This window comes from Micromonospora sp. NPDC050397 (assembly GCF_044901685.1).
Lineage (GTDB): Bacteria > Actinomycetota > Actinomycetes > Mycobacteriales > Micromonosporaceae > Micromonospora_G.
Window position 1 is genome coordinate 1 of sequence record NZ_JBJDPS010000026.1, and the last position, 14,316, is coordinate 14,316.

Genomic DNA, 14,316 nt, shown 5'->3' on the forward strand with positions numbered 1-14,316 from the left:
GGCGAGGGCGATGGAGAGGGCGTGGACGTGGCGGCCGAGTCCGCCGACGAGGACGGGTGGGTATTCCCAGGAGAGCATCAGAATCCGCTGCCGGCGGGCGGTCCGGATGTCTATTACCTCGGCGTTCGGCGACATGGTCCGGCCCTCCAGGTCAGTTCGGGGCATGCGCGGGTAGACACCTGGGTGGGTGTCGTGACACGTCTGCGGGTTGTGGCCAATCCTGCCGGTACCGAAATAACCAGCGAAGACATGGTCGTTGCGGTCATGTAACGGGCATCGGTCAGTTTTGTCCAGACCCGATCGACGTTTTGTCGAACGAATCGAAATATGCGCATGGACTCCGTGGAAGATGCGCGTCGAACGGGTTGAGTGGACGTGTCGGCGGTGTGAATACGGTACGGACCCGACCTGGAATCAGCCGCGACGGACGCGCAGCACCTCTGCCACGGACCACGCCTGGAACGGACACCCGGTGGCCCTGTGCGGTGGGAGCCCGTCCGCCGTCTCGCTTACCGAGCCTAGGCCAAATTCGGGCAAATGAGAATCTATGCCGATCAACATTTCATCTGTCGACAATCCCGCCCGCCGGCAGGCGTCCAGGTAGGGGCCGATCAGCCAGGGCCAGACCGTGCCCTGGTGGTACGCCCCGTCCCGCTCGGCCGGTCCGCCCCGGTGCCGGCCGAGGAAGCCCGGACTGTCCGGGGCCAGACTGCGCAGGCCGAGCGAGGTGAGCAGCGACGCCCCGAGCAGCCGCAGTACGGCCGGGTCCGGCTCCAGTGGCGCGTACGGCAGCGACCAGGCGAGGAGCTGGTTGGGGCGGAGCAGGTCGTCGTCGTGCAGGGTGGCTCCGCCGAGCGGATAGGTCGGCGCCGGTGCGTCGACCACGTCGTAGAGCCAGCCGGCCGGGCTGGGGAACCGGTCCCGGAACGAGGTGAGGGCCCGCCGGTGCGCCTGGGTCGCGGCGCCGGCATCGGCTTCGAGCAGGTCGGCGATGGCGCCGACGGCGGCCAGCCCGTTGACCCAGAGGGCGTTGACCTCAACCGGCTTGCCCGCCCTGGGGGTGACCGGGATGCCGTACACCCGGGCGTCCATCCAGGTCAGCGCCTCCCCGGCGGTGCCCTGAACGAGCAGTCCGTCGTCCGGGTCGGCGTGGATGCCGAACCGGGTGCCGGCGAGGTGGCCGTCGACGACCGCGCGCAGCGCCGGCAGCAGCTCGGCGGCAAGGTCGGTGTCCGAGGTCAGCTCGACGTGACGGGCCACCGCGTGCAGGAACCAGAGGGTGGCGTCGGCGGTGTTGTACTCGACCCGGCCGGTGTCGGCGGTGTTCGCCAGCATGCCCTCGGAGAGCGTGGCCGCGTACGCCCGCAGCAGCTCGCGTCCCTCGTCGGCCCGCCCGGTGTGCAGGAACAGCCCCTCGTACGCGGTCATCGTGTCCCGGGACCAGGCACCGAACCACGGGTAGCCGGCGACCACGTCCGGGCCGGTGGCGGTCCGCACCACAAACGCGTCGGCGGCCAGGGCGAGGGTCGCCTCGACCGGGCTGGCCGGTTTTGCCGCCGCCACCACCTCGCGGTTGCGACGGCGGGCCTCGGCGACGATCTCGGTGGCCGGTGGCGGCTCCTCGGCCAGGTCCTCGGCCCAGGCGAGCACCGAGACGGTGTCACCGGGACCGGTCAGTTCACCGCCGAAGGTGCCGGCGTGCCAGAGGTCCTCGGTCGGCTGCAACCCCCGGGCGGCCTCCTCGCGGTGGTGCACCCCGAACCACCACTGTCCGGCGGGGCTCCAACCCGGCCCGGACAGCCGGTACGCCCCCTCCACCACGGCGCCGTCGGCGACCTGCTCGACCCGGGGCGCCGGTCCGTCGGCCCGCCGCTCGGCGTGCGCGTCGCGCCAGGTGCAGGCGGCGGCGAGGGTCAGCCGGACCGGGCCGCCGGAGATCAGCCGGTGCACCACCGCGACGCAGGACCGGCCGTACGTCATGGCCAGCTCGCGTTCGATCACCAGCTCGCCAATCCGCCAACGCCAGCGGGGCAGCCCGTCGACCAGCTCGAAGCGTTCCAGCAGCTCGAAGCCGCGCGGATCGACCACGCCGGAGCGCCACTCGTGGGTGGCCAGCCGGACCTGGGCGCCCGACGGCAGGGTGACCGCCGCGTCGAGGCTGGCCAGGCCGAGCCTGCGGGTGGCCGGTGTCTCCCCGGCGACGACCAGCAGCCCGTGGTAACGCCGGGTACGCAGTCCGCTGACCGTGCCCATCGCGTATCCGCCCCGGCCGTCCGGAACCAGCCACTCCCGGCTGGCACCCGCACTGAGCTGGCCACACACCTGCGGACCGAAGCCGATCTCGATCAACTTTCCTCCCGAGAGACGCCCCACGAGGGTGTCTGTAACACGCCCCAGGAACAATGACGAGTGTGGTCAAGTTCGTACGAGGGATCTTCCGTCGGAAGATCGAGAACGCGGAGGTGATCAGCGACGTGCCGGCCGCCGCAGAACCGGGCATCGACGCGGAGCGGACCCGGTTGGCCCAGGCCGACTCGGGCGAGCAGGCCTGGCGACAATGGGGTCCCTATCTGTCGGAGCGGGCCTGGGGGACGGTCCGCGAGGACTACAGCGAACACGGTACGGCCTGGGACTACTTCCCGCATGATCATGCGCGCTCCCGTGCCTACCGGTGGAACGAGGACGGCATGGCCGGCGTCTGCGACGACCGGCAGACGTTCTGCTTCGCCCTCGCACTCTGGAACGGCGCCGATCCTATCCTCAAAGAGCGCATGTTCGGGCTCGGCAGCGACGGCGGAAACCACGGCGAGGACGTCAAGGAGTACTGGTGGTACCAGGACTCGACGCCGACCCACTCGTACATGCGCTGGCGCTACCACTACCCGCAGGCCCGTTACCCGTACGACGACCTGGTCTCGGTCAACGGGTTGCGGGGCCGGGACGAGACCGAGTACGAACTGGTCGACACCGGGATCTTCGACGACGACCGCTACTGGGCGGTGACGGTCGACTACGCCAAGGCGTCGCCGACCGACATCTGCGTGTTGATCACCGTGGCGAACCGGGGCGACCAGGAGGCCCGGCTGCACGTCCTGCCCACCCTCTGGTTCCGCAACACATGGTCCTGGGGGCTGCCCGGGCGCGACGCGGTGCCCACCATCACCGGCGCCGACGCCCGGCTGGTCGGCCGGCACAACATCCTCGGTCAGCTCGTGCTCGCCGGTGACGGCCAGCCGACCCCACTGCTCTGCGACAACGAGACCAACGCCGAACGGCTCTGGGACCTGCCCGGCCGTAGCCGCTACCCGAAGGACGGGATCAACGACCACGTGGTCGCCGGCGCCGACACGGTCAACCCGGCCGGCGAGGGGACCAAGGGGGCGCTGCACTACGTGCTCGACGTGCCGGCGGGACAGCAGGCGGAGATCCGGCTGCGGCTCACCCTGACCGCCCCGCCGCCGAGCACCGCCCCGGCCCCGGGACTCGACCTCGGCGCCGACTTCGACACCACCCTGGCCGACCGTCGGGCCGAGGCGGACGCGTTCTTCGCCCGGGTTATCCCGGACACCGTCGGGCCGCACGAGGCGGAGGTCGCCCGACAGGCCATCGCCGGGCTGATGTGGGGCAAGCAGTTCTACCACTTCGACGTACAGCAGTGGCTCGACGGCGACCCGGCCTCCCCGCCACCGCCGCCCGGTCGCCGCCATGGGCGCAACAGCGCCTGGTGGCACATGAACAGCTTCGACGTCATCTCCATGCCCGACCCCTGGGAATACCCCTGGTACGCGGCCTGGGACCTGGCCTTCCACTGCGTCACCATCGCCCGGGTCGACCCGGGCTTCGCCAAGGCCCAGCTCGTCCTGCTGCTGCGGGAGTGGTACCTGCACCCCAACGGGCAGATCCCGGCGTACGAGTGGGCCTTCGCCGACGTGAACCCGCCGGTGCACGCCTGGGCCGCGCTGCGGGTGTTCGAGATCGACGGCGGGCGCGACCACGACTTCCTCGCCCGGGTCATGCACAAGCTGCTGCTGAACTTCACCTGGTGGGTCAACCGCAAGGACGTCAACGGCAACAACGTGTTCGAGGGCGGCTTCCTCGGGCTGGACAACGTCGGGCCGTTCGACCGCTCGGCCGCGTTGCCGGTGGCCGGGGTGCTGGAGCAGTCCGACGGCACCGGCTGGATGGCCATGTACGCCCTGAACCTGCTCGACATGGCGCTCGCGTTGGCCCAGCACGATCCCACGTACGCGGACATCGCCACCAAGTTCTTCGAGCACTTCGCGTACATCGCCGGGGCGGCGTACAAGCAGGGGCTCTGGGACGACGAGGACTCGTTCTTCTACGACCAGCTCCGCCTCCCCGACGGCAGCAAGGTCCCGCTCAAGGTCCGCTCGGTGGTCGGCCTGCTGCCGCTGGCGGCCACCACCCGGCTCAGCGCGAAGACCCTGCACCGGTTGCCGGAACTGGCCGCCCGGCTGCGCTGGTTCCTCACCCACAAACCGGAGTACGCCGACGTGCTCGGTGCCCGCCGGTTGGCCCCGGACGGGCGCCAGCAGCGGCTGCTCTCCATGGTCGGCCCGGACCAGGTGGTGCGGCTGCTCGCCCGGATGCTCGACGAGGAGGAGTTCCTCTCCCCGTACGGCCTGCGCACGCTCTCCCGCCAGCACCTCGACAAACCGTTCACGGTCTCGCTCGGCGGGCAGGACTTCACCGTCGGCTACGAGCCGGCGGAGTCGACCAGCGGGCTGTTCGGCGGCAACTCGAACTGGCGTGGCCCGATCTGGATGCCGACCAACTTCCTGCTGATCCACGCGCTGCGCGACTACGCGGCCTTCTTCGGTGACGACCTGTTGATCGAGTATCCGACCCGGTCCGGGGTGAAACGCACCCTCGCGGAGATCGCCGACGACCTCTCCAACCGGCTGATCTCGTTGTTCGTACCGGACGGGTGGGGGCGGCGGCCGATCTACGGTGCCTGCGACCTGTTCCAGCGCCACCCCGACTGGAAGGACCTGATCGCCTTCCCGGAGTACTTCCACGGTGACAACGGCGCCGGCCTGGGCGCCTGGCACCAGGCCGGCTGGACCGCCCTGGTAGCCGACCTCATCCTCACCACCCGCCGGTAAGGAAGGGCCCCTTGTTATCGCTTTTTGTATAACAAGGGGCCCTTCCTAACCGGTGGGGAGGACGACCGGTCGGCGCACGTGCTTGCCTGATCGCCCGTTTTGGCTGCTGGCGCGGTGCGGCACGGTAAGTTCTCCGGCAGGGCGCCCCTCGTCCGTGAGCCTCGAACACACCGAGCGCGCGGGGAGGTCGTATCCATGGCAGCCGGAGAACCGCCGGATGTCGACGTGACGTTGCGGGTCAACGGGCAGGTACGGCGGCTGCGGCTGGAGAGCCGGGTGACCCTGCTCGACACGCTGCGCGAACAGCTCGCTCTCACCGGCACGAAGAAGGGCTGCGACCAGGGCGCCTGCGGCGCGTGCACGGTGCTGCTCGACGGCCGGTCGGTGCTCTCCTGCCTGGTGTTGGCGGCCCAGTGCGACGACCGGGAGGTGACCACCGTCGAGGGCCTGGCCTCCGACGGCCGCCTGCACCCGGTCCAGGAGGCGTTTGTCCGGCACGACGGGTTCCAGTGCGGGTACTGCACCCCGGGACAGATTATGTCGGCGGTCGCGCTGCTCGCCGCCGGTCGACCCGGCTCCGACGACGAGATCCGCGAGCTGATGAGTGGCAACCTGTGCCGCTGCGGCGCGTACCCGAACATCGTCGCGGCCATTCGCGACGCTGCTGGCATTCGCGACGCTGCTGGCATTCGCGACGCTGCCGGCATCGGCGGTGGGTCGCGATGACGGCCTTCGAGTACGTCCGACCGGACGACGTCGCCGGGGCGGTGACCATGGTCAGCGCCGACCCGGCGGCCGCCTACCTGGCCGGCGGCACCACCCAGCTCGACCTGCTGCTCAAGGACGGGGTGGTCCGCTCGGACCGGCTGGTCGACATCGGCCGGCTACCGCTGCGCGGCATCACCCCCGGCGACGAGAGCCTGCGGGTCGGCGCGTTGACCACCATGGAGGAGATGGCCGCCGACCCACTGGTGGCCCGGCGGCTGCCGTTCGTCCGGGAGGCGCTGCTCGCCGGTGCCTCGCCGCAACTGCGCAACATGGCGACGATCGGCGGCAACCTGCTGCAACGTACCCGGTGCCGGTATTTTCGGGACCCGGCGGTGGCGGCGTGCAACAAGCGCTCCCCGGGCTCGGGCTGCGCGGCGGTGAGCGGGCTGGCCCGGATGCACGCGATCCTCGGAGCCAGCCCGAACTGCATCGCTTTGCATGCCTCCGACCTCTGCGTACCGCTCGTCGCCCTCGACACCGACGTGCACGTCCGGGGGACCGACGGTCGGCGCGACGTGCCGTTGACCGAGTTCTACCTGCCGTCCGGCGACCGGCCCGAGGTCGAGCACGTGCTCGCACACGGTGAGCTGATCACCCACGTGGAGGTGCCGCTGCTACCGGCCGGTGCCCGGTCGGGCTACCTGAAGGTGCGCGACCGCTCCTCGTACGAGTTCGCCCTCACCTCGGCGGCGGCCGCGCTGAGGATCGAGGAGGGCACGATCGTCTGGGCGAGACTGGCCCTCGGCGGGGTGGCGACGATTCCCTGGCGGGCCCGCGAGGCCGAGACGGTCCTCACCGGGGCACCCGCGACCAGGGAGACGTTCCGGGCCGCGGCGGAGGCGGCGATCCGCGACCCGTTCACCGTGCCCGGCACCGCCTTCAAGGTCGAACTGGCCAAACGTACGATCGTCCGGGTCCTGCGTGACGTCTCCGGGACGCCCCGATGAGTCCGCTGACCGTCGACCCGCCCCTGCTCGGTGACCCGGTCGACCGGGTCGACGGGCCGCTCAAGGTGACCGGTGCCGCCCCGTACCCGTCGGACGTCAGCTATCCCGGACTGGTGCACGCCGCGCTGGTCCAGTCGACCGTCGGGGCCGGCACGATCAGCCGGATCGACGCCGCCGGGGCCCGGGAGGCGCCGGGGGTCCTGACGGTGATCACGTACGAGAACACGCCGCCGCTCGCGGACGCGCCGGTGACCAGACTCGGCCCCTCACCCCGCTTCCCGCTCAGGGACAACCGGATCGTGCACTACGGGCAGCACGTGGCGATCGTGGTGGCGGTGACGGTCGAGCAGGCCGTGGCGGCGGCCCGGCTGGTACGGGTGGAGTACGACCCCACGCCGCCACTGGTCGGTGTCACCGACCCCGACGCCCCGGTCGAACCGAACGCGGGCGGGTTGGACTCGGACCGGGGCGACGTCGACGCCGCGCTGGCCGGCGCCGAGGTGACCTACGACGAGCGGTTCTCGGTCGCGCCCGAGACCAACAATCCGCTCGGGTTGTTCGCCACCGTGGCCCGGTGGGAGGGCGATCGGCTGGTCGTACACGAGTCGACCCAGTGGCCGGTGATGGTCCGCCAGTGCCTGGCGACCGTGTTCGGCGTGCCCGAGCAGGACGTACGGGTGCTCGTGCCGTTCATCGGCGGCGGCTTCGGCGCCGGTCTGCGCCTGCCGCCGCACACGATCCTGACCGCACTGGCCGCCCGGGTGCTCGACCGCCCGGTCAAGCTGGTGTTGACCCGGCCGCAGATGTTCAGCTCCATCGGTCACCGCCCCGAGACGGAGCAACGGCTACGGCTCGGCGCCACCCGGGACGGCAAACTGGTCGCCATCGCGCACGAGGCCACCACCGCGGTCGGGATCGAGGAGGAGAACTTCGAACCCGTCACCATGTCCACCGCCAACTCGTACGACTGCGCCAACGTCGTCACCCGCCAACGGCAGGTACGGCTGAACATCCCGAACCCGGGCTCGATGCGCGCGCCCGGCACCGCCCAGGGCAACTTCGCCATCGAGTCGGCGCTGGACGAGTTGGCGTACCAACTCCGGTGCGACCCGATCGCACTGCGGCTGCGCAACTACGCCGAGGTCCAACCGGCTTCCGGCCTGCTCTGGTCCAGCAAGGCGCTGCGGGACTGCTACCGGGTCGGCGCCGAGCGGTTCGGCTGGGCGGACCGCCAGCCCGAGGTCCGCTCCATGCGCGACGGCGACTGGCTGATCGGGTACGGGATGGCCGGCGTCACCTTCGACTGGTACCAGGCGCCGTGCCAGGCGAGGATCTCGATCCGGCGGGACGGCACCGCGTACGCCCGCAGCGCCGCGACCGACCTCGGCACCGGCACCTACACGGTCGCGACGCAGGTGACCGCGGACCTGCTCGGTCTCGACCTCGACCGGGTACGTTTCGACCTCGGCGACAGTGACCTGCCGCCCGCCCCGCAGGCCGGCGGATCCGGGCTGGCGATGTCGCTGGGCGCCGCCCTGCACGACGCCGCCGGCAACCTGCTGCGGGCGCTCGTGGGCCTGGTCACCGACGACGACGCCGCACCGCTGCGCGGGCGGCGCGCCGACGAGGTGACCATGGCGGACGGGCGGCTCCAACTCGTCGCCGACCCGTCGGTGGGCGAGACCTACACCGACATCCTGGACCGGCACGGACTGGCCGAGCTGACCGAGGACGGTCAGGTGACGCCGGACCCGTCGAACTCGGCGATGGCACCGGGCGGCGCGTTCGCGGCCCGGTTCGCCGAGGTGAGGGTGGACGAGGAGCTGGGAATCGTACGCGTCTCCCGGCTGGTGACCGCGGTCGACGGTGGCCGCATCCTGAACCCGAAGACGGCGCGCAGTCAGATCCTCGGCGCGACCGTGATGGGCATCGGCATGGCGCTGCTCGAGCAGACCGAGTTCGACCCCGGGACCGGACGCGTCGCCAACGCCACCTTCGGCGACTACCTGATCCCGGTCAACGCCGACGTACCCGACCTCGACGTCGTCTTCGTGGGCGAGCCGGACCGGTTCAGCCCGATCGGGATCAAGGGGCTCGGGGAGGTCGGCGTGGTGGGCATCGGGGCGGCCATCGCCAACGCCGTCCACCACGCCACCGGCCGCCGGATCCGATCCCTGCCGATCACCGTCGAGGACCTGCTCTAGCCGTTCGCGGCCGAGGTTCCCGACCCGTACGTCCCGCCGGCCCCGGCACCTGCGGGGGCCGGCGGGTCAGTTCCGGTCAGGTGTACGCGATCAGCAGCGCCGGCTGCTCGACGGCGTCGGCCACGTGCCGCAGGAGGCCTCCGGCCACGCCACCGTCGCAGACCCGGTGGTCGAAGGTGAGGCTGAGCTGGGTCACCTTGCGTACGGCGAGTCCCCCGTCGACGACCCACGGCTTGTCGACGATGCGACCGATGCCGAGCAGCGCCGCCTCCGGGTGGTTGATGATCGGGGTCGATCCGTCGACACCGAACACGCCGTAGTTGTTCAGGGTGAACGTACCGCCGGTCAACCGGGACGGCGGCAGCGTGCCGGCACGGGCGGCCGTCGTCGTCTCGGCGAGCGCGACCGCCAGCTCGGCGGTGGTGAGCCGCTGGGCGTCATGTAACACCGGGACGACCAGACCCCGGTCGGTCTGGGTGGCGATGCCCAGGTGCACCCCGGCGGACTGGACGATCCGCTGGCCCTCGGTGTCGACCCGGGAGTTGAGCTGCGGGTAGCGGCGCAGTCCGCTCAGGCAGATCCGGGCCAGCAGCGACAGGATGCTCACCGGCTGCTCCGGGCGGGCGGCGTTGATCTCCGCCCGGGTCTGGAGCAGCGCGGTGGCGTCGACGTCGACCCAGATGGTGACCTCGGGGATCTCCCGCCGGCTACGGGAGAGCTTGTCGGCGATCGCTCTGCGGATCCCGGTGAGCGGGATGATCATGTCCGAGCTGTCGACCGGCCGTGGAGACTCCGGCGGCGTCGACGCCTCGGCCGGCGTCGTTTCAGGCGCGGCAGCCGATGTGGCGGGCGATGTGGCGGGCGATGTGGCGGGTGCCGAAGCCGTCGCGGCCTCGACGTCGGCCCGCCGTACCACCCCGCCGGGTCCGGTGCCCCGCAGCCGGGCCAGGTCCAGGCCGTGTTCCCTGGCCAGCCGGCGCACGATCGGCGAGAGGACCAGCGGCGCGCCGACAACGGCCCCGGTGACCGTGACGGGTGCGGTGACCGTACCGGGTGCGGTGACCGGGGCGGCGGCCACGGCCGGTGGAGTGGGGGTGGGCGGGGCCGGTCGCTCGGGCGCCGGACGGGACGGCGGCTCAGGCGCCGGGCGGGGGCGTCGGCGGCGCCGCCCCGAGGCGCCGTGTCCGGTGCCGTACCCGATGAGCACGTTGCCGGAGCCGGCCCGCTCCTCCTCCCGGTAGGTGGCGTGCCCGGCGGGTTCGACCGGGGCGCCCGCCGCGACCGGCTCGGCGTCCAGCGCCGCCACGGTGATCAGTGGCTGGCCGACCGGGCGGACCTCACCCACCGCCCCGTGCAGGGCGACCACCCGACCCGCGTACGGGCAGGGCACGTCGACGACCGCCTTGGCCGTCTCCACCTCCACCACGCTCTGGTCCACGGTCACCACGTCACCGACCGCGACCCGCCACCCGACGATCTCCGCCTCGGTGAGCCCCTCGCCCAGATCGGGCAGCAGGAAGACCTGCGGGGCACTCACGCCGCGCTGCCTTCGAACGCCGCGCTGCCTTCGAACGCCGCGCTGCCTTCGAACGCCGTACTGCGTTCCGGCGACGACAGCCAGCGTCGGTCGGGCTGGTCGTCCCACTGCAACCGGGCCACCGCGTCGAGCACCCGGTCGACGTTCGGCAGGTGGGTGTGCTCCAACATCGGCGCCGGGTACGGGATGTCCAGGCCGCTGACCCGCAGCACCGGGGCGTGCAACGAGTGGAAGCAGCGTTCCTGGACCCGGGCGGCGATCTCGGCGCCCACGCCCGCGAAGCCCTGCGCCTCCTGGATCACCACGCACCGGCCGGTACGGCGGACCGAGGCGGTGATCGTCTCGTCGTCGAACGGCACGATCGTGCGGCAGTCGACCACCTCGAGGTCCCAGCCCTCCTCCCGGGCGGCCTCGGCGGCCTCCAGCGCGACCGGCACCGACGGGCCGTACGCGATCAGGGTGGCGTCCCGGCCGGGGCGGCGGACCACGGCACGACCGAACGGTTCGGCGTGCAGCGGCAGCGTGACCTCGTCGCTGGCGAAGTAGAGCTTCTTCGGTTCGAGGAAGACCACCGGGTCCGGGTCGGCGATCGCCTCGCGCAGCAGCGAGTACGCGTCCGCGACGGTGGCCGGGGTGACCACCTTCAGTCCCGGGGTGTGCGCGTAGTACGCCTCGCTGGAGTCGCAGTGGTGCTCCACCCCGCCGATGCCCCCGGCGTACGGCACCCGGATCACGATCGGCACGCTCAGCGCGCCCCGGGTCCGGTTGCGCAGCTTCGCCACGTGCGAGGCGATCTGCTCGAACGCCGGGTAGGCAAACGCGTCGAACTGCATCTCGACCACCGGTCGCAGCCCGGACATCGCCATCCCGACCGCGAAGCCGACGATGCCCGCCTCGGCCAGCGGGGTGTCGAAGCAGCGCTGGTCACCGAAGCGGGCCAGCAGCCCGTCGGTGATCCGGAAGACGCCGCCGAGCTGGCCGACGTCCTCACCGAAGACCACCACCCGCTCGTCGTCGGCCATCGCGTCGGCCAGCGCCGCGTTGAGCGCCTTCGCCATCGTGGTACGAGCCATCAGCGTGCCCCCTGCCCGTTCGTGCCCTGCGCGTCGCCCGTGCTCCGCTCGCCCGTGCTCCGCTCGCCCGTGCTCCGCTCGCCCGTGCTCCGCTCGCCCGTGCTCCGCTCGGCCGGGCCCCGCTCGTCCTCGCTCAGCTCGGCGTCGGCGGCCAACTCGGCGCGGACCTGCTCGCGCTGCTCCCTCAACTGCTGGGTGGGCTCGGCGAAGACGTGGTCGAAGAGGCTGAGCGGCTCCACGGTCGGCTGCACGTTCATCCGGGTCCGCAGGTCGGCCGCGTACGCCTCCGCCTCGGCCGCCACCGCGGCCTCGGTCGCGTCGTCCAGCGCCCCGGTCTGCCGCAGGTAGGCGGCCAGCCGAGTGATCGGGTCACGGTCGCGCCAGGCGTCCACCTCGGCGCCGTCGCGGTAGCGGCTGGCGTCGTCCGCGTTGGTGTGCGGCTCCATCCGGTACGTGTGCGCCTCGACCAGGAACGGCCCGTTGCCGGCCCGCGCGTGGTCGACCGCCCGGTTCAGCACCGCCAGTACGGCGACCGGGTCGTTGCCGTCGACCTGCTCGCTCGGTACGCCGTAGCCGACCCCCTTGTACGCCAGCGACGGCGCGGCGGTCTGCCGGGAGAGCGGCACACTGATCGCGTACCGGTTGTTTTGCACGAAGAAGACCACCGGTGCCTTGAACACGGCGGCGAAGTTGACCCCCTCGTGGAAGTCCCCCTCGCTGGTCGCGCCGTCGCCGATGAACGCCAGCGCCACGGTGTCGCGCCCCTGGTACGCCTCGCCGTAGGCGAGCCCCGCCGCGTGCACGGTCTGGGTGGCCAGCGGCGTGCACTGCGGTGCGGTACGCCGGACGGCCGGGTCGTACCCGCAGTGCCAGTCCCCGCGCAGCAGGGTCAGCACCTCGACCGGGTCGATGTCCCGGGAGACCAGCGCCATCGACTCCCGGTAGGTGGGGAAGACCCAGTCGGTCGGGCGGACCGCGAGCATCGCGCCGACCTGGCACGCCTCCTGACCGCGGGAGGAGGGGTAGACCGCCAGCCGACCCTGTTTGGTCAGCGTGGTGGCCTGGACGTCGAACCGCCGGCCGATCACCATGCGGCGGTACAGCTCGCGCAGCGCGTCGGTGGACGGCTCGGTGTAGTCGGCCCGGTCGGGCAGTCGGTTGCCCTGGTCGTCGATCATCCGGACCGGTTCGGGGCTGGGCAGCAGGGCGCGGGCCGGGTCGGGCGGGGTGACCGCCCGACGGGTACGCGGGGAAGCCCTACGGACCGCCTGGGGTGTGGTCGTCACGGCGGGAACCTCCTGGACGTGTGGTGCGCCTATGCTCACGCCCTCGGATGATTGACTCAAGATCCTCGGGAAACGCGGGACGAATGGCAACGGAGGCGTACTCGGATGGACCAGGAGGACCAGGAGCGGGGCCCGTTCACGGTCGGGGCGGGACGATCGTCCCGAACCCTCGACGAGGTTGACCGTCGCATCCTCGACGAACTCGTCCGGGACGGCCGGACCTCGATCCGTACCCTCGCCGAGCGGATCCACATCTCCCGGACCAACGCGTACGCGCGGGTGGAGCGGCTCCTCCAGGAGGGTGTGATCAGCGGGTTCCGGGCGCGGGTGGTGCCGGAGCGGGCCGGGCTCGGCACCTCGGCGTACATCGCGCTGACGATCGAGCAGAACAGTTGGCGGGAGGTGTCGGTGGAGCTGGGCCGGGTGCGTTACATCGAACACGCGGCCCTGCTCGGCGGCGACCACGACGTACTGGCGCTGGTCCGCGCGCCGGACAACGCGGCGCTGCGGGACGTGGTGCTCAACCGGGTGCAGGGCATCGCCGGGGTCCTCTCCACCCGGACCTGGCTGGTTTTCGAGGAGTTCGACGGCACCACCCCGACCTGGACCTGAGCAGCATCCGGAACAGTGGAATCGTGTTGTTGTCGCAGACGTGACCGAGGAGCGCCCCGAACGCGGCCAGCGACGTCATCCTCTTTGCCATCGGTGGTTCATGATCCGCCCACCGTCGGGCCCAGGTCGCCCAGGGGGTACGGGCGCTCGTCCGGCAGCAGGTCGGCCGCGCCCCGAACGTCGCCGTCGCGCAGCAGTTCCCGGATCCGGCGTACGTCCGGGGTCACGTCGTTGATCGCCACCGTCCACTCGTCGACGTACCGGTGGACGGCCTCGCCGGAGAGGCCGACCTGGAGCGAGCGGTACGGCAGCGGCGCCAGCCGCAGGGACCGTTCCGGGTCCCACTGCACCCGCACCGGACTGGTCTTGAGCTGCTCTGACCAGGCGGTCCGGTCGGTGTGCCGGGCCGGGTCGTAGTGGCTCGGACAGGAGTGCCCCAGCGCCCACTCGAACCCGGCCCGGCTGATCTCGACGGCTAGCACCCGTTCCTGTCCAGGCTTCTCGGCCCATCCGCAGCGGTACATCATCCAGAGGAACGACGGCTTGATCCAGGTCATCCGCTCCCGCTTGAACGGGTTGACAAAGCGTCCGGCGGCCAGCGCCGGCCCGGCGATCTCCGGCGGGTACGCCTGGTAGACGGTGATCGTGTCGGCCGAGTGGAGGGCCCGTACCTGTCGGTTGGGAACAGTCACGGCCCCATGCTGCTCGACACCCGGCCCCCACCGCACCCGCGTTTCCACCCGGGGCACCACGCTCGCCACCG

General features: G+C 71.6%; 9 protein-coding genes and 2 pseudogenes. 5 read left to right on the forward strand and 6 right to left on the reverse strand.

Annotated elements, in window-relative coordinates; translation table 11 throughout:
* Both ACI2K4_RS35310 and ACI2K4_RS35315 read right to left on the reverse strand, forming a co-directional pair.
* Positions 1-165, reverse strand: a 165-nt coding sequence (locus ACI2K4_RS35310; protein ID WP_404517545.1) for a glycogen/starch synthase, incomplete at its 3' end; no start/stop codon positions are given.
* 249 nt (positions 166-414) lie between these two features.
* The gene (locus ACI2K4_RS35315) at positions 415-2,349 is read right to left on the reverse strand and encodes an amylo-alpha-1,6-glucosidase (protein WP_404517499.1); all 1,935 of its coding nucleotides are present in this window, start codon (positions 2,347-2,349) and stop codon (positions 415-417) included.
* Between the two features lie 53 nt (positions 2,350-2,402).
* Here ACI2K4_RS35315 and ACI2K4_RS35320 point away from each other — a divergent pair, with 53 nt between their 5' ends.
* The 4 genes from ACI2K4_RS35320 (at position 2,403) to ACI2K4_RS35335 (ending at position 9,045) form a co-directional block, all read left to right on the forward strand.
* Positions 2,403-5,126: an MGH1-like glycoside hydrolase domain-containing protein gene (locus tag ACI2K4_RS35320; protein WP_404517500.1), complete on the forward strand. Its 2,724-nt coding sequence runs from the start codon at positions 2,403-2,405 to the stop codon at positions 5,124-5,126.
* A gap of 195 nt (positions 5,127-5,321) precedes the next feature.
* Entirely contained in the window at positions 5,322-5,852 is a 531-nt protein-coding gene (locus tag ACI2K4_RS35325; protein WP_404517501.1) for a (2Fe-2S)-binding protein, read from the forward strand.
* Positions 5,849-6,841, forward strand: coding sequence for an FAD binding domain-containing protein (locus tag ACI2K4_RS35330; protein WP_404517502.1), 993 nt, complete (start codon positions 5,849-5,851; stop codon positions 6,839-6,841). The genes ACI2K4_RS35325 and ACI2K4_RS35330 overlap by 4 nt, the downstream gene beginning before the upstream one ends.
* Complete coding sequence (locus ACI2K4_RS35335; protein ID WP_404517503.1) at positions 6,838-9,045, forward strand: xanthine dehydrogenase family protein molybdopterin-binding subunit; 2,208 nt, start codon at positions 6,838-6,840, stop codon at positions 9,043-9,045. Before ACI2K4_RS35330 ends, ACI2K4_RS35335 begins: the two co-directional genes overlap by 4 nt.
* Positions 9,046-9,121: 76 nt before the next feature.
* Here the strand turns inward: ACI2K4_RS35335 and ACI2K4_RS35340 are convergent.
* The 3 genes and pseudogenes from ACI2K4_RS35340 to pdhA all read right to left on the reverse strand — a co-directional run.
* Positions 9,122-10,564, reverse strand: a pseudogene (locus tag ACI2K4_RS35340) (dihydrolipoamide acetyltransferase family protein); the annotation flags it as partial.
* A gap of 14 nt (positions 10,565-10,578) precedes the next feature.
* Complete coding sequence (locus tag ACI2K4_RS35345) at positions 10,579-11,655, reverse strand: alpha-ketoacid dehydrogenase subunit beta (RefSeq protein WP_404517504.1); 1,077 nt, start codon at positions 11,653-11,655, stop codon at positions 10,579-10,581.
* Positions 11,656-11,792: 137 nt separating this feature from the next.
* A pseudogene (pdhA, locus tag ACI2K4_RS35350) lies at positions 11,793-12,974 on the reverse strand (pyruvate dehydrogenase (acetyl-transferring) E1 component subunit alpha); the annotation flags it as partial.
* Between the two features lie 72 nt (positions 12,975-13,046).
* Between pdhA and ACI2K4_RS35355 the strand changes: the two are divergent.
* Positions 13,047-13,553, forward strand: a complete 507-nt coding sequence (locus tag ACI2K4_RS35355) for an Lrp/AsnC family transcriptional regulator (protein ID WP_404517505.1) — start codon at positions 13,047-13,049, stop codon at positions 13,551-13,553.
* A 98-nt stretch (positions 13,554-13,651) separates the two neighbouring features.
* Here ACI2K4_RS35355 and ACI2K4_RS35360 read toward each other — a convergent pair whose 3' ends face one another.
* Entirely contained in the window at positions 13,652-14,245 is a 594-nt protein-coding gene (locus ACI2K4_RS35360; protein ID WP_404517506.1) for a DUF4291 domain-containing protein, read from the reverse strand.
* Positions 14,246-14,316 lie beyond the last annotated feature (71 nt).

What these genes read in the sequence shown, in the direction of transcription:
- ACI2K4_RS35320 (WP_404517500.1), top strand. Translation starts at nt 2,403, where the DNA reads ATGACGAGTGTGGTCAAGTTCGTACGAGGGATCTTCCGTCGGAAGATC.
- ACI2K4_RS35325 (WP_404517501.1), top strand. Translation starts at nt 5,322, where the DNA reads ATGGCAGCCGGAGAACCGCCGGATGTCGACGTGACGTTGCGGGTCAAC.
- ACI2K4_RS35330 (WP_404517502.1), top strand. Translation starts at nt 5,849, where the DNA reads ATGACGGCCTTCGAGTACGTCCGACCGGACGACGTCGCCGGGGCGGTG.
- ACI2K4_RS35335 (WP_404517503.1), top strand. Translation starts at nt 6,838, where the DNA reads ATGAGTCCGCTGACCGTCGACCCGCCCCTGCTCGGTGACCCGGTCGAC.
- ACI2K4_RS35345 (WP_404517504.1), bottom strand. Translation starts at nt 11,655, where the DNA reads ATGGCTCGTACCACGATGGCGAAGGCGCTCAACGCGGCGCTGGCCGAC.
- ACI2K4_RS35355 (WP_404517505.1), top strand. Translation starts at nt 13,047, where the DNA reads ATGGACCAGGAGGACCAGGAGCGGGGCCCGTTCACGGTCGGGGCGGGA.